20 protein-coding genes are annotated in these 21674 nt (G+C 70.7%); 10 read left to right on the top strand and 10 right to left on the bottom strand.

Annotated features, from left to right (window positions below; all coding sequences use genetic code 11):
• Positions 1-47 precede the first annotated feature (47 nt).
• Positions 48-743: a ribonuclease H family protein gene (locus OO69_RS13475; protein ID WP_033280788.1), complete on the bottom strand. Its 696-nt coding sequence runs from the start codon at positions 741-743 to the stop codon at positions 48-50.
• A gap of 118 nt (positions 744-861) precedes the next feature.
• On the opposite strand from OO69_RS13475, the gene OO69_RS13470 reads away from it, so the two are divergent.
• On the top strand, positions 862-1794 hold the full coding sequence (locus OO69_RS13470) for an SDR family NAD(P)-dependent oxidoreductase (RefSeq protein WP_033280787.1): 933 nt from the start codon (positions 862-864) through the stop codon (positions 1792-1794).
• Positions 1795-1811: 17 nt separating this feature from the next.
• Positions 1812-3026: a low temperature requirement protein A gene (locus OO69_RS13465; RefSeq protein WP_033280786.1), complete on the top strand. Its 1215-nt coding sequence runs from the start codon at positions 1812-1814 to the stop codon at positions 3024-3026.
• A gap of 13 nt (positions 3027-3039) precedes the next feature.
• On the opposite strand, the gene OO69_RS13460 is transcribed toward OO69_RS13465, so the two are convergent.
• Positions 3040-3513, bottom strand: coding sequence for a nuclear transport factor 2 family protein (locus OO69_RS13460; protein WP_051800972.1), 474 nt, complete (start codon positions 3511-3513; stop codon positions 3040-3042).
• 49 nt (positions 3514-3562) lie between these two features.
• Between OO69_RS13460 and OO69_RS49395 the strand changes: the two genes are divergently transcribed.
• Positions 3563-4183 carry a TetR/AcrR family transcriptional regulator gene (locus tag OO69_RS49395; protein WP_051800971.1) on the top strand — a complete coding sequence of 207 codons (621 nt, stop codon included), beginning with the start codon at positions 3563-3565 and terminating at the stop codon, positions 4181-4183.
• A 13-nt stretch (positions 4184-4196) separates the two neighbouring features.
• Here the strand turns inward: OO69_RS49395 and OO69_RS13450 are convergent, their stop codons facing one another.
• Positions 4197-4991: a VOC family protein gene (locus OO69_RS13450; RefSeq protein ID WP_033280785.1), complete on the bottom strand. Its 795-nt coding sequence runs from the start codon at positions 4989-4991 to the stop codon at positions 4197-4199.
• A gap of 121 nt (positions 4992-5112) precedes the next feature.
• Between OO69_RS13450 and OO69_RS13445 the strand changes: the two genes are divergently transcribed.
• The 4 genes from OO69_RS13445 to OO69_RS13430 all read left to right on the top strand — a co-directional run bounded on the left by OO69_RS13445 (position 5113) and on the right by OO69_RS13430 (position 9752).
• Positions 5113-6123 carry a zinc-binding alcohol dehydrogenase family protein gene (locus OO69_RS13445; RefSeq protein ID WP_199810940.1) on the top strand — a complete coding sequence of 337 codons (1011 nt, stop codon included), beginning with the start codon at positions 5113-5115 and terminating at the stop codon, positions 6121-6123.
• Positions 6124-6333: 210 nt separating this feature from the next.
• Positions 6334-7776, top strand: a complete 1443-nt coding sequence (locus tag OO69_RS13440; RefSeq protein ID WP_033280783.1) for a family 2B encapsulin nanocompartment shell protein — start codon at positions 6334-6336, stop codon at positions 7774-7776.
• Between the two features lie 16 nt (positions 7777-7792).
• Complete coding sequence (locus OO69_RS13435) at positions 7793-8827, top strand: family 2 encapsulin nanocompartment cargo protein terpene cyclase (protein WP_033280782.1); 1035 nt, start codon at positions 7793-7795, stop codon at positions 8825-8827.
• Positions 8828-8876: 49 nt separating this feature from the next.
• Positions 8877-9752: a geranyl diphosphate 2-C-methyltransferase gene (locus tag OO69_RS13430; RefSeq protein WP_033280781.1), complete on the top strand. Its 876-nt coding sequence runs from the start codon at positions 8877-8879 to the stop codon at positions 9750-9752.
• A gap of 3 nt (positions 9753-9755) precedes the next feature.
• Here OO69_RS13430 and OO69_RS13425 read toward each other — a convergent pair whose 3' ends face one another.
• Entirely contained in the window at positions 9756-10202 is a 447-nt protein-coding gene (locus tag OO69_RS13425) for an STAS domain-containing protein (protein ID WP_234444428.1), read from the bottom strand.
• A 232-nt stretch (positions 10203-10434) separates the two neighbouring features.
• Here OO69_RS13425 and OO69_RS13420 point away from each other — a divergent pair, with 232 nt between their 5' ends.
• The 3 genes from OO69_RS13420 (at position 10435) to OO69_RS13410 (ending at position 13775) form a co-directional block, all read left to right on the top strand.
• Positions 10435-11109, top strand: a complete 675-nt coding sequence (locus tag OO69_RS13420; RefSeq protein WP_033280780.1) for a response regulator transcription factor — start codon at positions 10435-10437, stop codon at positions 11107-11109.
• Between the two features lie 8 nt (positions 11110-11117).
• The gene (locus tag OO69_RS13415) at positions 11118-12782 is read left to right on the top strand and encodes an ATP-binding protein (protein ID WP_033280779.1); all 1665 of its coding nucleotides are present in this window, start codon (positions 11118-11120) and stop codon (positions 12780-12782) included.
• Positions 12783-12863: 81 nt separating this feature from the next.
• Complete coding sequence (locus OO69_RS13410; protein ID WP_033280778.1) at positions 12864-13775, top strand: SGNH/GDSL hydrolase family protein; 912 nt, start codon at positions 12864-12866, stop codon at positions 13773-13775.
• On the opposite strand, the gene OO69_RS13405 is transcribed toward OO69_RS13410, so the two are convergent.
• From OO69_RS13405 to OO69_RS13380, 6 genes are read right to left on the bottom strand one after another with little or no spacing between them, the layout of a single operon-like run.
• Positions 13738-14430, bottom strand: coding sequence for a TetR/AcrR family transcriptional regulator (locus OO69_RS13405; protein WP_033280777.1), 693 nt, complete (start codon positions 14428-14430; stop codon positions 13738-13740). The two genes, OO69_RS13410 and OO69_RS13405, sit on opposite strands and share 38 nt — an antisense overlap.
• A complete protein-coding gene (locus tag OO69_RS13400; RefSeq protein ID WP_033280776.1) occupies positions 14397-16403 on the bottom strand; it encodes a CocE/NonD family hydrolase in 2007 nt (668 codons plus the stop codon). The genes OO69_RS13405 and OO69_RS13400 overlap by 34 nt, the downstream gene beginning before the upstream one ends.
• Positions 16400-18130, bottom strand: a complete 1731-nt coding sequence (locus OO69_RS13395) for a dipeptide ABC transporter ATP-binding protein (protein WP_033280775.1) — start codon at positions 18128-18130, stop codon at positions 16400-16402. The genes OO69_RS13400 and OO69_RS13395 overlap by 4 nt, the downstream gene beginning before the upstream one ends.
• On the bottom strand, positions 18130-19017 hold the full coding sequence (locus OO69_RS13390) for an ABC transporter permease (protein WP_033280774.1): 888 nt from the start codon (positions 19015-19017) through the stop codon (positions 18130-18132). Before OO69_RS13390 ends, OO69_RS13395 begins: the two co-directional genes overlap by 1 nt.
• Positions 19014-19970 (bottom strand): ABC transporter permease, encoded by a 957-nt coding sequence (locus OO69_RS13385; RefSeq protein WP_033280773.1) that lies wholly within the window; start codon positions 19968-19970, stop codon positions 19014-19016. Before OO69_RS13385 ends, OO69_RS13390 begins: the two co-directional genes overlap by 4 nt.
• 2 nt (positions 19971-19972) lie before the next feature.
• Positions 19973-21556, bottom strand: a complete 1584-nt coding sequence (locus OO69_RS13380) for an ABC transporter substrate-binding protein (protein ID WP_033280772.1) — start codon at positions 21554-21556, stop codon at positions 19973-19975.
• Between the last annotated feature and the right edge of the window lie 118 nt (positions 21557-21674).

The following is a 21674-nucleotide window of genomic DNA, read 5'->3' as shown; positions in this document are numbered from 1 at the left end:
GCCTCGGGACCCGAAGACCGATGGGACGCGTCGAGCAGGTGAAGGACTCAGGCCTCGGCCGTGGCGCACTCCGGGTGGCCCCAGCCCTTGGGGTTCTTGCTGATGGGCTCACCGGCCGCGTAGGCACGACCGCACAGGCAGCGGCCGGGGAACTTGGCCTTGATCGTGCGGGAGGCCGAACTCGCGCTCTTCCGGGGCGACTTGGCGCCGCCCGCGCGGGCGGGCTTCTTCGGGGTGTCGGGCGAGGGGGGCGGTTCCGGGGAGCCGAGGTCGCTGCCCGCGGGCTCCTGGACGATGGCCGCCTGGCTGGCCGCGCGGTCGGCGAAGTCGTTCAGCGGGTCGCCGTCGACCTGGTGGGCGGGGACGTAGCGGAACTCGACCGAGCGGCCGTCGAGGAGTTCGTCGATGCGGACGACCAACTCCTGGTTGGCGACGGGCTTTCCGCCGGAGGTCTTCCAGCCGTTGCGCTTCCAGCCGGGCAGCCAGGTGGTGACCGCCTTCATGGCGTACTGCGAGTCCATGCGGATCTCCAGCGGTACGTCCGGTGCGGTCGCCGTCAACAGGCGCTCCAGCGCGGTGAGTTCGGCGACGTTGTTGGTGGCTTTGCCGAGCGGTCCCGCCTCCCAGCGGGCCGGGCTCTCCTTGTCGTCCGAGACGACCCACGCCCAGGCGGCCGGCCCGGGATTCCCTTTCGAAGCCCCGTCGCACGCGGCCACCACACGTTCACGCATGCGCCCGATCATGCCATGGCCGCGCGAGGGGCTCGGCGTCACCCTCGGCGAGCGGGACCGGTTCGAGAGGCGACATGCACAGCCACTGCTAATATACAGATGTCAATTAGTCCACCTTTTGGGGTTCCAGATGTTCAGTGCGGACACAACCGCCGCCGAAGTGATCGACGGCGTCGACCTGCACGGCCGCCGTGCCGTGGTGACCGGGGCCAGTTCCGGGATCGGGGTGGAGACGGCCCGCGCGCTCGCCGCGGCGGGTGCCGATGTCACCCTCGCCGTGCGGAACACCGACGCGGGCGCCCAGGTCGCCGAGCGCCTGGCGAAGGAACTGCCGCCCGGATCCGGGCAGTTGACGGTCGGGCGGCTCGACCTCGCCGACCGGTCGACGATCGCGGCGTTCGTGGCGGCCTGGCAGGGCCCGCTGCACATCCTGGTGAACAACGCCGGCGTGATGGCCACACCCGAGCTGACCCGCACGCCCGAGGGCCGCGAATGGCAGTTCGGCGTCAACCACCTGGGCCACTTCGCCCTCACCACCGGCCTCCACCCGGCCCTCGCCGCCGCGAGCGGCGCACGGGTCGTGTCGGTGAGCTCCATCGGCCACCTCTTCTCCCCCGTCGTCTTCGACGACCTGGACTACCGCTTCCGCCCCTACGACCCCTGGACCTCGTACGGCCAGTCGAAGACCGCCAACGCCCTGTTCGCCGTAGGTGCCGCCGAGCGCTGGGCCGGCGACGGCATCACCGCGAACGCGCTCATGCCGGGCAACATCGCGGACACCTCCCTGGCCCGGCACATGGACATGGACCAGGTGGCCGCCTTCATCGCCTCGGGCGAACTCGCGCTGCCGCCGCAGAAGTCGGTGGAGCAGGGCGCCGCGACCTCGGTATTGCTCGCCGCCTCACCGACCGTGCAGGGCGTCACCGGCGCCTACTTCGAGGACTGCGCCCGGTCCGAGCCGGTCACCGAGCGGGCCGGTGCGGTCGCCGGCGTCGCGCCGTACGCCCTCGACCGGGACAACGCGGCCCGCCTGTGGACCGTGTCCGAAGATCTCGTCCGCTAGCCCTCTACGCTGCGCGCATGACCACGCGACAAGAGCAATGGGCCCGGGTGCGCCACCAGTTGTGGCGCCCTCCGCGCCCCCATGGCGAGCAGCCGCGCGAGCGGGTGGTCGGACCGCTGGAACTCTTCTACGACCTCGTCGTGGTCGTACTGGTCGCGCAGGCCGCCCACCATCTGTCCGGGGAGCTCGACTGGCGCGGACTGGGCCTGTTCGCCGCGGTGTTCGCGCTGGTGTGGATCGCCTGGCTCAACGGCAGCCTGCACCACGAGCTGCACGGGCACGAGGACGCCCGCGGCCGGAGCATGTTCCTGCTGCAGATCCTCGTGCTCGTCCCGCTGGGCGCGTTCATCCCCGGCGCGGGCGACGAGCGCGGTGCCGCGTTCGCCGTCGACGCGGGGGTGCTCTTCGCGGTGCTGGCACTGCTGTGGCTGCTCGCCTCGCGCAGTGACACCCCCGAGTTCCGGCGCCCCAGCATGCTGTACGTGACGGGGACGGCGGGCTGCGCGGTCGTGCTGGCGGCGAGTGCGGCCCTGTCGGCGGATGCCCGCGTGCTGACGTGGGGTGCGCTGGCCGTCGTCTACCTGGTCGGGTTCGTGGCCGTCATCGGGCGGGCCATTCCGGAACAAGTGGTCGCGCTCAGCGTGACCGACGCGCTCACCGAACGGTTCGGGCTGTTCATCATCATCGTGCTCGGCGAGAACGTGACCGGGGTCGTCGACGGACTGGCCCACGAGTCGACCAACGCGCTCACCCTCGCCGTAGGACTGGTGGCCGTCGTCGTCGGATTCGGCGCGTGGTGGACCTACTTCGACTTCGCCGGACACCGGCTGCCGCGGCCCACGCGCGCGTGCGCCCTGCAGTGGATGGTGGTCCACCTGCCGATCACCGCCGCGGTGGCCGCCATGGGCGCCGCGATGGTCGGCCTCGTCGAGCACGCCCACGACAGCCGGACCCCCGCGGCCACCGCCTGGGTGCTCTGCGGGGGCGCGGCCGTCGTCCTCTGCGCCACGATGGCGCTCGCGGCCTCCACGCGCGCGTGGAGCGAGAACCTCGGGCTCTATCGCCCCCTGGCCCGCACCTGCGTCGCCATGGCCGTCCTGTGCGTGGGCGTCGGCGCCCTGCGCCCGGCACCCCTCGTCCTCGGCCTGGCCCTCGTCCTGCTCTTCGGTATCCCCTGGGGAGTCGCCGTGGCCAACCGCGTGGCCAACTACGAGGAGGAACCGGCCACTTGACCACACACCGGCGTCACGGCGTCGACGCGCGCGTCTCGGTCCAGTCGACCATCAGCCGGCGTTCGGCGAAGTACCAGTCGCCGTCCTGTTTGGTGAACTCGTCGAGGTAGCGGATGGAGGCGATCATCAGCGTGCGCCGCCCGGAGTCGTCGACCCCGATGTGATGGGCGATGCAGTAGCTCTCGCCCGTCGCCCGGTCGTCGCCGTCCAGGGTGACGGTGCTCTGGCCGTTGAAGTGTGTGGTCGCCCGGTAGGTGTTGAGGTTGTCGAACACCGGGGCCAGGGACTCGCGCCCGTGCAGGGTCTGCGTCGGCTCGGCGGCCGTGGTGGCGTCCATGAACACCAGGAAGCGGGTGTCCTCGGTGAACAGGCTCATCTGCCCCTTGGCGTCCCGCCGGTCCGCGCAGTGCGCGTAGGCGTCGATCAGCTCGCGGATGGCCAGCCGGTCGGCGGCCTCCTGGGGTGAGATCTCGGTGTGCGAGGCCATGGCCGTTCCTTTCGCCACACTATTTGACATGTGTATAAAATCACTCGACATGGCAGAGTGCAACGACAACCCCCGGGAGGGCAGAGCACTGAGCGACCGGATCGATCCCCGCATCACCCGTACGACGCGGGCCTTCGAGGAGGCCATCGTGGAGCTGGCCGGCCGACGGCCCGTCTCGCAGATCACGATCGGTGAGCTGGCCGACCGCGCCGGGGTCACCCGCGCCACGTTCTACAACCGCTACAGCTCCCCGCTGGACCTGCTCATCCAGGTGCTCCGCGCCGACCTGGACCGCGGCCACCTGCTGGAGGCCGAGCGCCGCGCACAGGGCGACCCGGCCCCCAAGCTGCTGCGCCTGGCCACGGCGGAGGTGGCCGACCACGTCGAGCGGTACCTGCCGATATACCGGCACGCCCTCGACGACCCGGCGGACAGCGGTGTGTACGAGGCACTCGTGCGCCACTTCAGCGACTACACGCTGGCCCTCATGGCCGACGGCCACCACCCGGGGCTCCCCGAGGCCAACCGTCACGTGATCGCGCAGTTCATGGCGCGCGGCTTCGCCGGAGCCATCAGGGCATGGCTCGACGACCCCTCCGTCACGAAGGAGGACCTGGTCGACGCGGCCGTGGCCTGCGCTCCCGCCTGGTGGGCGGCCGACGGGAGCTGACGCAGGGCCTCGGCTAGACGTCCGTGCTCGTGGGCATCTCGCCCTTGGTCGTCGTCACGTCGATCACCGTGAACGAGGCGCCCTGCGGATCGCTCAGCGCCGCGAACCGCCCGAAGGGGCTGTCCATGGGGCCGAAGCGGACGATGCCGCCGAGCTCGGTGGCCTTGGCGACGGCCTCGTCGCAGTTCGGCACGGTGAAGTACACGTTGACGTACGACGGCACCTCGGGCGGGAACTCGTCGCCCATCTGCATCCGGCCCAGCACCGGCTGGTCGCCGAGGCTGTACATCCGGTAGTCCATGTCACCGCCGTCCATCTGCTTCTGCGCGTACGGGAAGACGGCCGCGAAGAACGGGTCCGCCTTCTCGGGCTCGCGGGTGAAGACCTCGGCCCAGGCGTAGGCGCCGGGCACGCCGACGGCCTCGAAGCCCTCGTGGACACCGCCCTGCCAGACGCCGAAGACGGCGCCGCTGGGCTCGCTGGCCAGGCACATCGTGCCGAAGTCGCCGACCTTCATCGGCTCCATCAGCACCTGCCCGCCGTTCTCCCGGATCTTCGCCGCGGTGGCCGCCGCGTCCGGTGACGCGAGGTACAGGCACCACTGCGACTGCCCCTCCGCCCCGGGCATCGGCGGTACGACGGCCGCGACCGCCTTGTCGTCGACGAAGGCCTGCGTGTAGTTGCCGTACTCCGACGACGCGTCGCCGAAGGTCCAGCCGAGGACCTCGCCGTAGAAGCGCTTGGCCCCCTCCACGTCGCTGAACATCGCGTCGGCCCAACAGGGGGTTCCCTCAGGTTGTACGGCCATGATCGCGGCCCTCTCCGATAGGTCGGCTTGTCCGAATTCTCACGCTAGTCACCCGGAGAGCAGGGCGCGCGCCGAACGTCGCGTTCCGTTCCACACTGGACGCATGGCGGATGCGAGGACGATGCGCGCGTGGGCCGTGACCGCGCCGGGGCCGGTCGAGGAGGGCGGTCTCCGGTTGGTGGAGAAGCCGGTGCCGGTACCTGGGGATGACGAACTGCTCGTGCACGTGCGCGCGTGCGGGGTGTGCCGTACCGATCTGCATGTCACCGAGGGCGATCTGCCGGTGCACCGTCCCGGGGTTACTCCGGGGCACGAGGTCGTCGGGGAGGTGGCCGGGCTCGGGGCCGGGGTGAGCGGTTTCGCGCTCGACGACCGGGTGGGCGTCGCCTGGCTGCGGCACACCGACGGCACGTGTGCGTACTGCCTGCGCGGAGCCGAGAACCTCTGCCCGCGCTCCGAGTACACCGGCTGGGACGCCGACGGCGGCTACGCGGAGTACACGACCGTACCGGCCGCGTTCGCCCACCGACTCCCCGCCGGCCTCGACGACGTGGCCCTGGCCCCGCTGCTGTGCGCCGGGATCATCGGCTACCGGGCGCTGCGCCGGGCCGCATTGCCGCGCGGCGGACGCCTCGGTCTCTACGGCTTCGGGGGCAGCGCCCATCTGTGCGCCCAGGTCGCGCTCGCCGAGGGGGCCACCGCGCATGTGCTGACTCGGGGCATGGCCGCGCAGCGGCTCGCGCTGGAGCTGGGTGCGGCCTCGGCGCGTGACGCGTACGACGCACCGCCCGAGCCACTCGACAGCGCGATCCTGTTCGCGCCGGTCGGTGATCTCGTGCCGGTGGCGCTGCGGGCGCTCGACCGGGGCGGTGTCCTCGCGGTCGCGGGCATCCACCTGAGCGACACACCGCCCCTGGACTACGAGCACGAGCTGTTCTACGAGAAGGAGTTGCGCAGCGTCACGTCCAACACCCGTGAGGATGCTAGGGAGTTCCTCGATCTGGCCGCCCGGCACAACGTGCGCGCGACCACCCACACGTATCCGCTCTCGCGGGCGGCGGACGCGCTGACGGATCTGAAGGCTGGCCGCTTCGACGGGGCCGCGGTACTGGTGAACGACCTCAACGGGTAGGCGGCGCACGGAACTTCGCGCAGGCGAGGTGTTCGCGCGCCCCGCGCGCCGGGGCACGGGAAGGATCTCTTCCCCTCCCCGCCTCGATCGACGGTTTACACACTCCAGGGCGTGAACCCGCCCCTTGCGCGCGGTTACCGGTCCTGGGCAGGACTGTTTGGCTTGTACACCGACGACGCGCTCACCCCTGTTCACCTCCCGGGAGGGAATGTGTCCACTCCGGAAAGCGCCCACGGATCCGCCACCGACGAACCCGACCCCTCGGCACCCGGCAACGGTCAACTCACCAGTCTCAGCACCCTGGCGGCACGTCAGCTCGCCACGACCACCAAGTCCGAACCGCAGATGCAGGCCATCACCTCACGGTGGCTGCTGAAGATGCTGCCCTGGGTGGACGTGCGGGGCGGGGCCTACCGGGTCAACCGCCGGCTCCAGCTCAGCGTCGGCCGCGGCCGGGTGCAGTTCGAGCAGAACGGCGCCGACGACATCAAGGTCATCCCCGAGACACTCACCGAACTGCCGGTGCTGCGCGGGTACCCCGACACGGAGGTCCTGAGGGAGATCGCGGGCCGCTTCCGGGTCCGGGAGGTACGGGCCGGGCAGATCCTCTTCGAGGCCGGACAGCCCGTCACCGAGGCCTACTTGGTCGCGCACGGCCGCTTCACCCGCTTTACCGCCGGCAAGTACGACGAGGAGGAGATCCTCGGTGTCGTCACCGACGGCGACCAGATGGGCGACGAGGCGATAGGGCAGTCCGACCCCCTGTGGCTGAGTTCCGTGCGGGCCGAGACCGCGGGCGTCCTGCTCGTCCTGCCCTGGGACGTCGTAGCCGAATTCACCGACCGCGTACCGTCGTTGGCCGCACATCTGGAGGCGTACGCCGAGCGGCAGCGGCTGCCGATGAACCGCAAGGGCGAGGCCGACGTCCCGATCCAGGCCGGCCATGTGGGCGAGCCGACGCTGCCAGGCGGCTTCGTCGACTACGAACTCTCCCCGCGCGAGTACGAGTTGTCGCTCACCCAGACCGTGCTGCGGGTGCACACCAGGGTCGCCGACCTCTACAACGACCCGATGGACCAGACCCAGCAGCAACTCCGGCTCACCATCGAGGAGATCCGCGAGCGGCAGGAGTGGGAGCTGGTCAACAACCGGGAGTTCGGGCTGCTGCACAGCGTCGACTACACCCAGCGCATCAGCACCTTCACCGGCCCGCCGACCCCGGACGACCTCGACGAACTGCTCGCGATGCGGCGCAAGACGCGGCTCTTCCTCGCCCATCCGAAGGCGATCTCGGCCTTCTTCCGGCAGTGCAACCGGCGCGGTCTGGTGCCCGGCACGGTGAACGTCGAAGGGCACGAGATCCCGGCCTGGCGCGGTGTCCCGTTCTTCCCGTGCGGCAAGATCCCGATCACCCCGCAGCACACCAGCAGCATCATCGCGCTGCGCACCGGGGAGGCCGACCAGGGTGTCGTCGGGCTGTTCCAGACCGGTATCCCCGAGGAGTTTCAGCCCGGTCTGAACGTGCGCTTCATGGGCATCGACTCGGCCGCGATCATCCGCTACCTCGTCACCGCGTACTACTCGATGGCCATCCTGGTCCCCGACGCGGCCGGGATCCTCGAGAACGTCCAGATCGGCCGGACGGCCGAATGACGGCCTGGAGCACCTCATGACGTCCCTCTCGCTGCCCGGTCCGCCGAACCTGGCCGGCGCCGTACGAGCCCGGCGCACCGGCGCGATCCCCGGCCTCAAGTACCAGCCCGTGGCCCCCGCCGACCCGGAGAAGGCGGCGGAGATCGACCGCAGGCTGGAGGCCTGGGCCCGCGAGCTCGATCTGTTCCCGGCCGCGTGGGACGGGGACTTTGCCGGGTTCCAGTTCGGCCGGGCCGTGGTGCTCCAGCACCCGGGGGCGCTCGACCTCGAACGGCTCACCGCAGCAGGCAAGTTGCTGCTCGCCGAGAACATCGTCGACAACTGCTACTGCGAGGAGGACGAGGGCAAGGGCGGCTCGCACCGCGGCCTGGGCGGACGGCTGATCTTCGGGCAGTCGGCGCTCGACCCGTTCCACTCCACCCCCGAGTACGAGGAGGAGTGGCGGCACGGCGTACAGGCGGACGGCCCGCGCCGCTCGTACCACTTCGCCCTCAAGGACTACGCCCTCCTCGCCACCCCCAGCCAGACCGACCGGTTCGTGCACGACATCGCCCGGCTCCACCTCGGCTATCTCGCCGAGGCCGCCTGGGCCGAGACCCGGTACAAGCCGCGTGTCTGGGAGTACCTGGTGATGCGGCAGTTCAACAACTTCCGCCCCTGTCTGTCGATCGTGGACGCGATCGACGGCTACGAACTGCCCGAACCGGTCTACGCCCGGCCCGAGATCCAGCGGGTGACTGCCCTGGCCTGCAACGCCACCACGATCGTCAACGACCTCTACTCCTTCACCAAGGAACTGTCCGAACCCGACCACCTCAACCTCCCCCAGGTCGTCGCCGCCAACGACCGGCGCGGCCTGAAGGCGGCCTACTTGAAGTCGGTCGAGATCCACAACCGGATCATGGACGCCTTCGAGGAGGAGTCCGCGGTCCTGTCCGCCGCCTCGCCCCTCGTCGAGCGCTACACCCAGGGTCTGGCCGCGTGGGTGGCCGGCAACCACGAGTGGCACGCGACCAACAGCCACCGGTACCACCTGCCCAACTACTGGTAGCAGAACGGCCCCTGACAACTCGTCAGACGTACGACGCTAGGAGTCACCGTTGACCACTGCCGACGCCGGCCCCACCACAGCCCCGGTGCCGACCCAGTCCACGTACCAGAACCGTGTCGCGGACTACTGGAACGCCGAAGAGAACCCGGTCAACCTCGACCTCGGACAGATCGACGACCTGTACCACCACCACTACGGGATCGGCGGGGCCGACGAGTCGGTACTCGACGAGCCCGACCCCGTCCGACGCCGTGAGCGGCTCACCGCCGAACTGCACCGCCTGGAACACGCGCAGGCCGACCTCCTCGCCTCGCACCTGGGCCAACTCACCCCGGACGACCGGGTGTTCGACGCGGGCTGCGGGCGCGGCGGCGGCAGTGTCGTAGCCCATCTGCGGTATGGCTGCCGGGCCGACGGGGTCACGATCTCCGCCAAGCAGGCCGAGTTCGCCAACGCGCAGGCGCGTAAGCGGGGCATCGACGGCAAGGTGCGCTACCACCACCGGAACATGCTCGACACCGGCTTCCCGACAGGTGAGTTCGCCGCGTCCTGGAACAACGAGTCCACGATGTATGTGGAGTTGGACCTGCTGTTCGCCGAGCACGCCCGGCTGCTGCGCCGGGGCGGACGCTATGTGGTGATCACCGGCTGCTACAACGACACCTACGGCCGGGCCTCGCGCGAGGTGTCCCTCATCAACGCCCACTACATCTGCGACATCCACCCCAGGTCGGAGTACTTCCGTGCGATGGCCCGCAACCGGCTGGTGCCGGTCCACGTCCAGGACCTCACCGAGGACACGATCCCCTACTGGGCGCTGCGCAAGCAGGCCGACCATCTGGTGACGGGGATCGAGGACACCTTCCTGGACGCCTACCGCAACGGCAGTTTCCAGTATCTGCTGATCGCGGCCGACCGGGTCTGAGGCTCAGCGTCCGGCGATCCTGGAGGCCGCCTCCGGGAGACCGGGTACCGGATCGAGTACGTCCAGCGTGCCGTGCGCCCGCAACAGGCGCACGGTCCGCGGGGCACACACCACGGCGAAGCCCGCCTCGGACTCCCGCACCCTGCGGCGGAAGCGCAGCACCAGGTTGAGCCCGGTGGAGTCGATGAACGTGGTGCGGCGCAGATCGACGACGTAGGCGGGCGCGCGCAGCGCCACCACCGAGTCCAGCCACTCGCGCAGCGGGGTCGCGGTCGCGAGGTCGACATCCCCGTGCAGGTCGACCACCAACAAGCCGTCCCGCGCGCCCAGCAGGGCGTGTTCGCCGGGTGCGGGCCAGGCCGGGGTGGGCACCGGCTCCAGGCCGCTCTCGTGCAACAGGCCGCTCTCGTGCAACAGGGTGTTCTCGGGCAACAGGCTGTTCTCGTACAAGGTGTTCCGTCCCCGTTCCGTGCCGTCCGCGCGCGGGCGCGCGATCCGGCGCGGGTCCGTGCGGCGGCTTCGACATCCCCGCACCGCACGAGCCCGCGCCGGAACTCCCCCCGAGCGGCTCCCCCTTGAACCGTGGGTACCAACTGTTCTACCTTCGCCACATGGTCGGGGCATCAACGCCCGCTCATCAGCGACACAACGAGCGGGCCGCAGTTGGGCCAGGTGATCCGGAATGCGTCCGCACCTCGCCCTGATCGAGGACGAACCCGATTTCGCACTGATGTGCCGTTCCTATCTGGAACGCGAGGGATTCACCGTCACCTGGGCCATGGACGCCCGCGCCGGCAAGTCCGTCCTCTACGAGAGCCGCGTCGATCTCGCCGTCCTCGACCTGGGCCTGCCGGACGGCAGCGGCCTGGAACTCCTGCGCGCGCTGCGGTCCACCAGCCGCCTCCCGGTCATCGTGGTCACCGGACGGGGCGCGGAGGCCGACCGGGTGGCGGGACTGGAGATCGGCGCCGACGACTACCTGGTCAAGCCGTTCTCCCAGCGGGAGTTGGTGGCCCGCATCCGGGCCGTGCTGCGCAGATCGCAGCCTCCGGAGGTCCCGGCGGTGTTCCAGGTCGGTTCGCTGCGGATCGACACGGCGGCCCGCCAGGCGTCCGCCGACGGCGTCTTCCTGACGCTACGGCCCAAGGAGTACGCCCTGTTGGAGATGCTCGGCGAGGCGCCCGGCCGGGTGTTCTCCACGGAGCAGGTGCTGGAACGGATCTGGGGCGCCTCCTGGCAGCAGCCCGCGACCGTGATCGAGCACGTGTACCGCCTGCGCGTCAAGCTCGCGGCACTCCCCACGCCCGCACCCCGGATCACCACGGTCCGCGGCTACGGCTACCGCCTCGACCCCTGAGAGCCGTCATGCCGCCCCTCGCCACCCCGGACTTCCGGCTCCTCTTCGACTCGGCGCTGTCCCCGTTGCTGGTGCTCAGCCCCGACTTCACGATCGTCGAAGTCAACCGCGCGTACCTCGCCGCCACCCGTACGAGCCGCACGATTGTCGGGCAGCGCGTCTTCGACGTCTTCCCCGACAACCCGGAGGACCCGTCGGCGGACGGAGTCGCCAATCTGCGCCGCTCGCTGGAGTCGGTGGTGTCGACGGGCCGCAAGGACACGATGGCCCTGCAGCGCTACGACATCCCCGGCAGCGAGGCGGGCACCTTCGACGAGCGGTACTGGAGCCCCGTCAACTCCCCCGTCCTGGACGCCGATGGACGCGTCACGCACATCATCCACCGGGTCGAGGACGTCACGGACTTCGTGCATCTGCGCCGGGTCGGCCGCGAGCAGGAACGGGCCGCGGCCGAGGCGCAGATGCGGGCGGAGGGCATGGAGATCGACCTGTTCGTCCGGGCCCGGGAGATCCGCGAGGTCAACGAGCAGCTGAGCCGTGCCAACGCCGAACTGGACGCGGCCGGCCGGCAGTTGAGGGAGGAGCAGCGGGCCAAGGACCGCTTCATCGCCACGCTCTCGCACGAGCTGCGCAACCCGCTCGCCGCCGCGACGGCCGCCGTAGAACTGCTCGCACTCGACCTGCCACAAGGCGGCCACCCCGCACTGTCCGTCCTGGAACGGCAGTTGGGCACGCTGGTCCGGATGAGCAACGATCTCCTGGACGGGACACGGGCGTTGACCGGCCGCCTGGAGTTGGTGCCCGAGCGGGTCGACGTACGGTCCGTGGTCGAGAGCGCGTGCGCCGACATCCGCAGCCTGTTCGGACACGAGGAGCGTTCCCTCCAACTCACCTTGCCCGACACACCCGTTGTGGTCGACGGGGACCGCCTGCGGCTGGCGCAAGTGCTGACGAACCTGCTGTCCAACGCGCTCAAGTACACCCCGCCCGGCGGCCGTACGGAGGTCCACGTCACGGCAGCGGAGGGACAGGCACGGCTCACCGTGCGGGACGACGGCATAGGTTTCCAACCCGCCCAGGCCGAGGACCTGTTCGGCGTGTTCACACGGGCGGCCCCGGCCGGCCCCAACACACCCGAGGGCCTCGGTCTGGGGCTCGCGGTCGCCCGCACGGTGGTCGAACTGCACGACGGCCGCATCACCGCGCACAGCGAAGGCCCCGGCAAGGGAGCGGAGTTCACCGTGCTCCTGCCGCTGGCCGACGTAGCGACCCCGGAGCCGCTACGGCCGTCCGCGCCCCCACGTGCCCGGCGCCAACTGGCCATCCTGATCGTGGAGGACAACATCGACCTGGCCGCGACCTACCGCACCCTCCTGGAGCGCCAGGGCCACCACGTCACCGCCGTCCACACCGGCGCCGACGCGCTCACCGCGACCGAGTCCGACGTCTTCGACGTGGTCCTGTGCGACCTGGGCCTGCCGGACACCGACGGCTACACGGTGGCCCGTACGGTACGCGCCCGCCCGCACGGCAACCGGCCGCGTCTGATCGCGGTCTCCGGGTTCAGTCAGGGCACCGACCGCTCGCTGTCCCGAGCGGCCGGCTTCGACGCCCATCTCGCGAAGCCGCTCCCGCTGACCGATCTGCTGGAGTTCCTGGAGAGTCCCGAGTAGTTGGTCGGGCGTCTTCCTCCCGTCGCTCGGCTGTGCTTGCCTGAGGGGCCGTTTTCCGGTGCCCGGGGCGGGAGTTGGCGTATGTCGAAGCCATGGATCGTGGGTGTGGCAGTGGCCGCGGTGTTGCTGCTCGGCGCGTGCACGGACCCGGCGTCCGGGCCCGAGGTCGCCCCGCCCACCCCGTCCGTGCCGACCACCACACAACGGCAGGCGCCGGTCTCACCGAGCAGTGCCCCGGTGGTGAAGTCGGCGCCCAGCGTGCTGTATCTCGGCGACTCCCTCGCCATGGAGAGCCAGAACGTGCTCGGACGGGAATTACGCGGCGAGTTGGACGCGACGTACACGAGCGCCCCGTACTCCGGGACCACGCCGTGCGACTACCTGGAAGGCGCCAAGGAGGGTTCGCTGGTCCCGGCCGGGGACAAGGCGGCCGTGCTGGTGCGTGCGCTGCACCCGGACTTCGTGGTGCTGCAGTTCTGGGGCAACGCGTGGGGCTATACGCCCTGCATGGACGGGATCACGTACGACGCCGACCGGGAGGCGTACTTCGACCGGTACGCGGCCGACCTCAGGAAGCTCACCGCGCAGATCGCGACCGCCGGAGGGGCCCAACGGCCCACGATCGTCTGGGTGTTGCAGGGCCCCGACCCGATCACGCCCGAGCGCGTCCGGAACGTGAACGCGCTCTACAAGTCTCAGGCCAGGTCAGCGGGCGACCTCGTCGCCGACGCGGGGAAGACCGTGAGCCCGCCCGACGCCCGCTACACCTGGACCCAGTACCTCCCCTGCACCGCCTACGAACGCGCCCACCCCGACTACTGCACCCAGCCGGGCAACGGCCGCACGGCCCTGCACCTCGACTCGGACTACCTGCACTTCTGCCTCGCACCGACGACCTCGACGCCCAGGCCGTGCCCGGTCCCCTCCCCCGGCATTCTGCGGATCGCCCGGGAGATCACTCGGGTGATCGGCGCCCAAGCTCCGTCTCGATGAGCCGGTTGAGGTGCCGACGGGCGTCCTGGGTGCTCAACGGCGGCGCCTGGCGCAGCCGTTGCAGGGCGAGGCCGTCGGCGAGAGCGGCGAAACGGACCGTGAATCCGTCGAGGTCGTCGGCGTCGAACTCGCCGTCGGTGACGCCCCGTTGGGCAAGGGCACGGATCTGCTGGTGCCAGGTCTCGTAGCGGTGGGCCTGGCCGCCGCTGAAGGCCGCGTCCGTGCCCTGTTCGCCCGCGTTCCAGTAGTCGAACCACATGCGCCAGTGCCGGTCGGTGTCCTCGGTGAAGAGCGCGTCGACGAGCAGCCGCAGCGCCTCGGCCCCGCTCGTCGCCTGCTCGGCCGCCTCGCTCAACTCGGCGTAGTAGCGCTCGATATGGAGGACCATCGCCTCGGAGAGGATCTCCTGCACACTGCCGAAGTGATACGTCACGGTGCCGACGGAGACCCCGGCCGCCGCCGCCACGTCCCGCACCCCGACGGCGGCGTAGCCACGTTCCGCTATCAACGGGACGGCCGCCTCGACGATGAGCCGACGGCGCACCTCGGTGGGCTGCCGGGTGCGGTCGGCGGCGGCGACCGCACGTCGCGGAGACTTCGCTGCCGGCTGCTTGGCGGCCGTCATCCCGACGTCCTCGGGGTGGTGCGGTGCCATGCTCGCTCGGCCACTGTCTCTCCGTTCGCCCGTGCTTCGACGCGACTGTCCATGACGAAGTCCGCGGCCGTGGCGCGCAGCTCCGTCCGCGCCATGATCTCAGCGTCGTAGCCGTCTCCGCGGCGCAACCGGATCCGCCACTCCGACACGGCGTGCGCGGACAGCGGGTCGTCACTCCGGATGCGGTACGTCTCCCGCGCGCTCTCCTCGTAGCGCAGCCCATCCGGATACGTCCGCGATCCCCCGTAGTTCGGGTCCACCTCCAGCGTCCACTCCCCCTTGGCGACATCCTGCGTGACGAGCCGCTCGGGGGTCGCCTCGGCGGGCCGGTCGTAGGTCACGTCGAGCGGTGTCGCCTGTTCGGGCTCCTCGAAACGGATCTCCGGCTCAACTCCGCTTTCACGCAACGGCAGTTGGACGGCACTCTCGGCCGGTACGACCCGCAGCTCGCCGCGCTCGCCGTGCGGCCAGACCCACGGCCAGTAGGTGTCGGAGACGGCGAGCCGGATGCGGTGGCCGGGCGGGACGGCGTAGCCGATGCCGGTCAGCTCGAACTCGACGTCCTCGTACGTCCCCGGTGTCCACGCGACGGCCCGGTCACGGCCGTGCCTGCTCAGCAGGTTGAGCACGCCCCGGGTGACGAGCGTGGACGAGCCGTCCGGCGCCACGTCGCACAGCCGGGCGATGACATGGGCGCGCGGGGTGCTGCTGTCGAGGCGGAGCCGCACGCGCGGTCGGCCGAGGATCTCGACGCGTTCGGTGAGCGGCTCGGAGTCGAAGCAGACCGAACGGCCGTCCTCCTCCCGCTGGTCCGGCGGCAGGTCGCTCGCGTTGCCGAAGGGGAAGAAGCGCCCCGCGTCGAGGCCGGTGTGCTGCGGAGAGCGTACGAGGACGGGCTCCGCACTTGCGCCGAGGGGACGTGAGTCCCAACTGACCTTCTGGCTCGGCCACTTGTCGTCACCCACCCAACGGCCGGGCAGCACGTCGTACGACGTCGCCGGCGGGACCGGGTCGGTGATCCAGGCCCGCAGCAGGGGCTCCGCCATGGCGCCCGTGTCGATGTCCTTGAGGTGCTGGTCCCACCAGCGCAGGGTCTCCTGGAGGAAGCCGATCGCCGGGCCGGGCGGCAGGCCTCGGTCGGGGTACTGGTGCGACCACGGGCCGATGATCCCCCGGACGCGGTCCTCGGGCAGGTGCTCGACGAGCCGCAACACGGCGTCCCGGTACGGGTCGTTCCAGCCGCCGACCGCGAGGACGGCCGCGTCGATCGCGGTGTAGTCCTCACAGACGCTGCCGCGCTTCCAGTATTCGTCGCGCTGTTGGTGTTCGAGCCAGGTGTGGAGGAAGGGTTCAAGGGCGTCGAGGCGTTCGCGCCACATCGGTACCCAGCGGTCCGCTCCGACGCTCGCCGGGTCCGGCGGGCGGGAGGCGAAGGCGAGCATGGTGCCGGCCCAGGCGAGCATGTCAATGCCGAGGATGGCGCCGCCCGTGTAGTGGACGTCGTTGTCGTAGCGGTCGTCGGTCGAGCAGACGGTGACGATCGCCTTGAGGGGCTCGGGGGCGAGCGCGGCGATCTGGAGGGAGTTGAAGCCGCCCCAGGAGATGCCGAACATGCCGACCTTGCCGGTGCACCAGGCTTGCGCTGCAAGCCAGTTGACGACGTCGACGCCGTCGGCGAGTTCCTGCGCGTCGTACTCGTCGCCGGGCAGGCCCTCGCTGTCGCCGTGGCCCCGGATGTCGACGCGGACGGAGGCGTAACCGTGTCCGGCGTACCAGGGGTGGCGCTGGGCGTCGCGCGGTGCGGTCCAGTCGCTCTTGCGGTACGGGAGGTATTCGAGCAGCGCGGGCACGGGATCCGACTCGGCGTCATCGGGCCGCCAGATGCGGGCGTGCAGCCGGGTCCTTCCGTCCCGGGTGGGGATCCAGACGTCCTCGCGGACGACCCGGCGCTCGAACTGCTCGCGGTACTTCACAAAGCTCCTTCCGCCACGGGGGCGTTGAGGGGACGCCAGCGACGGACGCGGTGGCCGTCGTCGCCCTGGTCGGTCCAGATGTCGTCCCCGTCCGCCGCGTCGGCCCAGTCGGCGGTGTCGTCGACGTAGGGCTGCGCGTCGGGGTCGGGTTCGAGGGCGGCGGCCATGAGTTGGCGGGTGTAGGGGTGCTGGGGGTCGGCGAACACGGCTTCCGTCGGGCCCTCTTCGACGACGACTCCGTGGCGCAGGACGACGACCCGGTCCGCGATGCCCCGTACGACGGCCAGGTCGTGGCTGATGAACAGGCACGCCAGGTCGCGTTCGCGCCGTAGGTCGTCGAGGAGTCGGAGTACGTCGGCCTGGACCGATACATCCAGTGCGGTGGTGATCTCGTCGGCGATCAGGACGTCCGGTTCGCCCGCCAACGCCCTTGCGATGCCTATGCGTTGGCGCTGGCCGCCGGAGAGCTGCGCGGGCAGGCGGTCGGCGAGGGCCGGGTCGAGGCGTACGTCGGCGATGAGCCGGCGGGCCCGCTCGGTCGCCTCCGTGCGGTCGGTCACCGTGCCGAAGAAGCGCAGGGGGTGGCGGACCGCGTCGCCCACGGAGCGGCGGGGGTTGAGCGAGGTGTCGGCGTTCTGGAAGACGAGCTGCACGCGGCGCCGCAGGGACAGCGGGCGTTGCTGCGCGGAGCGCGCGAGGTCGCCGTCCGCGTGCTTCAACGTGCCGCCGGACGGGGTGCGCAGTCCGGCCAGGGACCACGCGAGGGTGGACTTGCCGCTGCCCGACTCGCCCACCAGGGCGAGGACTTCGCCGCGCCGGACATCGAAGGAAACGCCGTGGACGGCACGGGTGCTGCCGTAGTCGATGGTGATGTCCTGCGCGGAGACGGCAACGGGGGCATCGGCGGGGACTTCCGCCCGGGGCCTGACCTCCCGCTCCCCCGCGTCTCCGACGACGGCGAGCCCGACGTCGTCGAGGCGCGGCACGCTCGCCAACAGGCGCTTGGTGTACGGGTCTTGGGGCTGCGCGAACAGCTGCCTCGTGGGCGCCGACTCCACCACGCGGCCCGAGCGCAGGACGGTCACCTCGTCGGCCATGTGGGCGACGACGCCGAGGTCGTGGCTCACCAGGACTGCGGCCAGACCGAGTTCGTCGCGGAGGGCGGCGATCAGGTCGAGGACGCTGCGCTGGGTGACGACGTCCAGGCCGGTGGTCGGCTCGTCGAGGACGAGGACCTTGGGGCGGGCCGCGATGGCCATGGCGATGGCGACGCGTTGCTGCTGGCCGCCGGAGAGTTCGTGCGGGTAGCGGCGGGCCAGCTCCGCCGGGCGCGGCAGCCGGACCTGTTCGAGGAGGTCGACGACGGGCACGTCACCGCCCGCCTCGGCGATCTGTCGTCCGATGCGCATGGAGGGGGTGAGGGCGTGGCCGGCGTTCTGGCCGACCATGGCGACCGCTCCGCCGCGCAGTCGCCGCAACTCCCGTGCGGGGAGGGCGAAAACGTCGGCGCCGGACACCTGGACCGAGCCCCCGGTGATCCGCGATCCGTGGCGCAGATGGCCAAGCAGGGTCGCGGCGATGGTCGACTTGCCGCTGCCGGACTCGCCGACGAGGGCGTGGGTCTGCCCCTCGGCGACGTCCAGCGAGACCTCGTGGACGACGGGCACGTCCTGGCCGCCCGAACGGTAGGCCACGGACAGGGAGTTGACGGACACGATCGAGGCCATCAGGAGCCCTCCCTGATCCGGTCGACGCCCCACGCCTTGGACAGGCCGTCGGCCGCGAGGTTGAGCCCGACCACGAGCGTGGCCAGGGCGATGATGGGGGCGAGGCTGGCCATCGGGACGACGGTGATGGCGGTGCGGTTCTCGGCGACCATCAGGCCCCAGTCGGGAGTTGGCGGGTCGGCGCCGAAGCCGAGGAAGGACAGCGAGGAGATCAGCAGCACGACCCAGGAGGCCCGCATCGCGAACTCCACGCACACCACGTCGGTGATGTTCGGCAGGATCTCCCGGCGCAGGATCGACCAGGTGCTCTCACCGCGGGCGCGGGCCGCGGTCACGTAGTCGGCGGGGACCACCGCGAGGGCGGCGCCACGCACGACGCGGACGACCTGCGGGACGTAGGTGATCGCGACGGCGAGGACGATGACCGCCGGGCCGGTGCCGAGGGCGGTCACGACGACGAGGAGTGCCAGGACGGACGGGATGGACAGGATCGCGTCCAGGACCCGGCCCAGTACGTCGTCGAACCAGCCGCCGCGCAGGGCCGCCGCGCAGCCGATGACCGTGCCGAGGGCGACGGTCAGCAGGGTCGCGGTGACGGAGATACCGAGTGCGTACCGGCCGCCGTAGAGGACGCGGGCGAGGACGTCGCGGCCGTACTGGTCGGTGCCGGCCCAGTGGCTCCAACTCGGGCCGAGCAGGGCGTGGTTGGCGTCGTTGGCGATCGGGTCGTAGGAGGTGAGGAGGGGGGCGAGCAGCGCGATCAGGACGTGGACGGCGACGATCGCGAGGCCGACGAGGGCCGTGCGGGAACTGCTCACGGTGCGCCAGGCGCGGACGGTGCGGGCGCCTCGTACGGTCGTCGGCGCGGCGGTGTCGAGCGTGGTCATCGGGTCCTCCCTCGGGTGCGGAGCCTGGGGTTCAGGGCCATGGTGGCGAGGTCGGCGGCGAGGTTGCAGACGACGTAGACGACCGCGCTGATGAGGGCGATGGCCTGGATGGTGGGCAGGTCGCGGTTCTGCACGGAGGAGAGCATCAGCTTGCCGATGCCCGGGTAGTTGAAGACGTTCTCGACCACCGCGACCCCGCCGACCAGCCACGCGACGTTGAGCGCGATGACGTGCAGGGTGGGCAACAGGGCGCTGGGCAGGGCGTGTCGGGTGACGACCCGCCAGGTGGAGAGGCCCTTGAGGCGGGCGGTGGTGACGTACTCGGTGGCCATCACGTCGATGACCGAGGTGCGGGCCATGCGCACGATGTACGCGGCCATCACCACCGCGAGGGCGAGCGCGGGAAGCCATACGGCGGGCAGGAGTTGGGAGACGGTGGCGTCGGGGCCGTAGAGGACAACCGCGGGGAACCACGGGAGGGCGACCGAGAAGCACAGGACGAGGACGGTGGCCACGACGAACTCGGGGACGCTCATGCCGACGAGGCTGACGGTGGAGATGACGTGGTCGGGCCAGCGGTCGCGGTAGAGGCCCGCGAGGATGCCGAGGGCGATCGAGCCGGTGACCGCGAAGAGGACCGTGACGACGGCGATCAGCGCGGAGTTGCCGAGATACATGGACACTTCGCCGCCGACGGCCTTGCCGGAGACGAGGGAGGTGCCGAAGTCGCCGTGCAGGGCGCCCCAGACCCAGTGGCCGTAGCGCTCCCAGGCGGGCTGGTCGAGGTTGAGCTTGGTGCGCAGGGCCGCCACCGCGTCCGGGGTCGCGTCCTTGCCGAGGATCTGGGTGGCGACGTCACCGGGCAGCGCCTGGACGGCGAGGAAGACGAGGATCGAGGAGAGGAAGAGGGTGCCAACTGCGGCCGCGATACGGCGGGTTATGAAGGAGAGCATGGTCAGGCTCCCTTCAGGCCGATGTTGAGGTAGTCGAACTCGAAGCCGTGCTCGGCGTATCCGCGCACCTTGCGGGAGATACCGACGAGCCGGTCGGCGAACATCGGGGTCATCGCCCCGCCTCTCTCGATCACCAACGTCTGCGCCTCGCCGTAGAGTTCGCGCCGCTTGGTGTCGTCGATCTCGGCACGGGCCTTGTCGAGTACGGCATCGAAGGTCTTGTCGGACCAGGCGGTCTCGTTGTAGGAGGAGCCGCTGCGGAAAATCTGGGTGAAGAGCTGGTCGACGGGCCGACCGGTGAACCAATAGGTCGCCATCAGCGGCTTCTTCATCCAGATCTGCGTGTAGTACGAGTCCGCCGAGGCCGTCTTGACCTTGATCCGGATACCGGCGCGCTTCGCCGAGTCCTGGTAGGCGAGCGCCATCGGCGTGAACAGCGGGTCGTAGGAGGAGGTGTAGAGGTCCATCGCCAGGCCCTCGTGACCCGCCTGCTTCAGCAGGTACTTGGCCTTCTCCGGGTCGTGCTTCGGATGTGCGGAGATGTAGGCGGGGTCGCTCGGCGGTACGGGGTTGTCCCAGCCGGCCGTGCCCGCGCCCTGGAGGGCGACCTTCACCACGTGCTCGGGGTCGTAGGCGAGCTTCATCGCCTGGCGGACGCGGACGTCGGTGAAGGGCTTCTCGGTGGTGAGCATCGGGAGCACGTACCACTGGGCGTTCTTCACGCGGGCGATGGTCGCGCGGTCGGAGGCGGCGACCACGCGGGCGGTCGCGAAGTCGAGGTTGGTCTGGGAGAGGAGGTCAACTTGGCCTGCGAGCAAGGCGTTTGAGCGGGCGGACATGTCGGCGACCGAGTAGAAGGCGATCGCGTCGAGGACGGGGCGGCCCGCGAAGTGGTCCTTGTACGCGGTGACGCGGCCGGGGCCCGCCGGTGCGAACGACTCCAGCTTGAACGGGCCGGTGCCGATGCCGGTGCGGCCGATCGACTTCGCGCTGCCGTCGGGGATGACGTAGCAGTTGTAGTGCGTCAGTAGGCTCGGGAACTCGGCGTTCGGGCTCTTCAGCGGCACGACGAGCGTGTGGGCGTCGGGCGTGCCCAGCTTCGCCGGGTCGATGAGCGGGGCGAGGACCGCGGCCTGCGGGGACGCCGTCGCCTTGTCGAGGATGTGGCGCAGGGTGTAGGCGGCGTCGGCGGAGGTGAAGGCGCGGCCGTTGTGGAAGGCGACGTCCTTGCGGAGGCGGAAGGTCCAGGTGCGGGCCTTGGCGTCGGTCTCCCAGGACTCGGCGAGGTCGGGAGCCAGCTCACCGTTCGCGGCGACGCGGACGAGCCGGTTGTAGAGGGCGCCCAGGTACTCGTACGCGGACAGGGAGCTGGCCGGGTCGAGGGTCTCGGCGTCGGAGGCGGGCGGCCGGGCGATGCGCAGGGTGCCGCCGCGGTCGGGCGCGCCCTTCTCGGCGGCGGCCGGCAGGACGGGGGCGGCCTGTGCCCCACTGCAGCCGGTCAGCAGCCAGGACCCGCCGAGCGCGGCGGCCGAGGCGACGCCCGCGGCGAGCACCGACCGGCGGCCCGGGTGGTGGATGTCGGACATGTACCGACCGTCCTTGTCGCTATTCGTTCAGCCGAACGATTGAGTGAAGTTGGTGAACGATAACGAGGGGATGGTTTCCCGCCAACCCTTTGGGCGCGGAAATTAACGTCCGAAACGC

This window comes from Streptomyces sp. NRRL F-525 (assembly GCF_000716605.1).
Taxonomy (GTDB): Bacteria; Actinomycetota; Actinomycetes; order Streptomycetales; family Streptomycetaceae; genus Streptomyces.
Note: the sequence above shows the minus strand (reverse complement) of the source record. Positions and strands in the feature narration are given on the sequence as shown.

Excerpts from the sequence above, each read along its gene's own strand:
- OO69_RS13475 (WP_033280788.1), bottom strand. The coding sequence starts at position 743 with ATGATCGGGCGCATGCGTGAACGTGTGGTGGCCGCGTGCGACGGGGCT.
- OO69_RS13470 (WP_033280787.1), top strand. The coding sequence starts at position 862 with ATGTTCAGTGCGGACACAACCGCCGCCGAAGTGATCGACGGCGTCGAC.
- OO69_RS13465 (WP_033280786.1), top strand. The coding sequence starts at position 1,812 with ATGACCACGCGACAAGAGCAATGGGCCCGGGTGCGCCACCAGTTGTGG.
- OO69_RS13460 (WP_051800972.1), bottom strand. The coding sequence starts at position 3,513 with ATGGCCTCGCACACCGAGATCTCACCCCAGGAGGCCGCCGACCGGCTG.
- OO69_RS49395 (WP_051800971.1), top strand. The coding sequence starts at position 3,563 with ATGGCAGAGTGCAACGACAACCCCCGGGAGGGCAGAGCACTGAGCGAC.
- OO69_RS13450 (WP_033280785.1), bottom strand. The coding sequence starts at position 4,991 with ATGGCCGTACAACCTGAGGGAACCCCCTGTTGGGCCGACGCGATGTTC.
- OO69_RS13445 (WP_199810940.1), top strand. The coding sequence starts at position 5,113 with ATGCGCGCGTGGGCCGTGACCGCGCCGGGGCCGGTCGAGGAGGGCGGT.
- OO69_RS13435 (WP_033280782.1), top strand. The coding sequence starts at position 7,793 with ATGACGTCCCTCTCGCTGCCCGGTCCGCCGAACCTGGCCGGCGCCGTA.
- OO69_RS13420 (WP_033280780.1), top strand. The coding sequence starts at position 10,435 with ATGCGTCCGCACCTCGCCCTGATCGAGGACGAACCCGATTTCGCACTG.
- OO69_RS13415 (WP_033280779.1), top strand. The coding sequence starts at position 11,118 with ATGCCGCCCCTCGCCACCCCGGACTTCCGGCTCCTCTTCGACTCGGCG.
- OO69_RS13410 (WP_033280778.1), top strand. The coding sequence starts at position 12,864 with ATGTCGAAGCCATGGATCGTGGGTGTGGCAGTGGCCGCGGTGTTGCTG.
- OO69_RS13405 (WP_033280777.1), bottom strand. The coding sequence starts at position 14,430 with ATGGCACCGCACCACCCCGAGGACGTCGGGATGACGGCCGCCAAGCAG.
- OO69_RS13395 (WP_033280775.1), bottom strand. The coding sequence starts at position 18,130 with ATGGCCTCGATCGTGTCCGTCAACTCCCTGTCCGTGGCCTACCGTTCG.
- OO69_RS13390 (WP_033280774.1), bottom strand. The coding sequence starts at position 19,017 with ATGACCACGCTCGACACCGCCGCGCCGACGACCGTACGAGGCGCCCGC.
- OO69_RS13385 (WP_033280773.1), bottom strand. The coding sequence starts at position 19,970 with ATGCTCTCCTTCATAACCCGCCGTATCGCGGCCGCAGTTGGCACCCTC.
- OO69_RS13380 (WP_033280772.1), bottom strand. The coding sequence starts at position 21,556 with ATGTCCGACATCCACCACCCGGGCCGCCGGTCGGTGCTCGCCGCGGGC.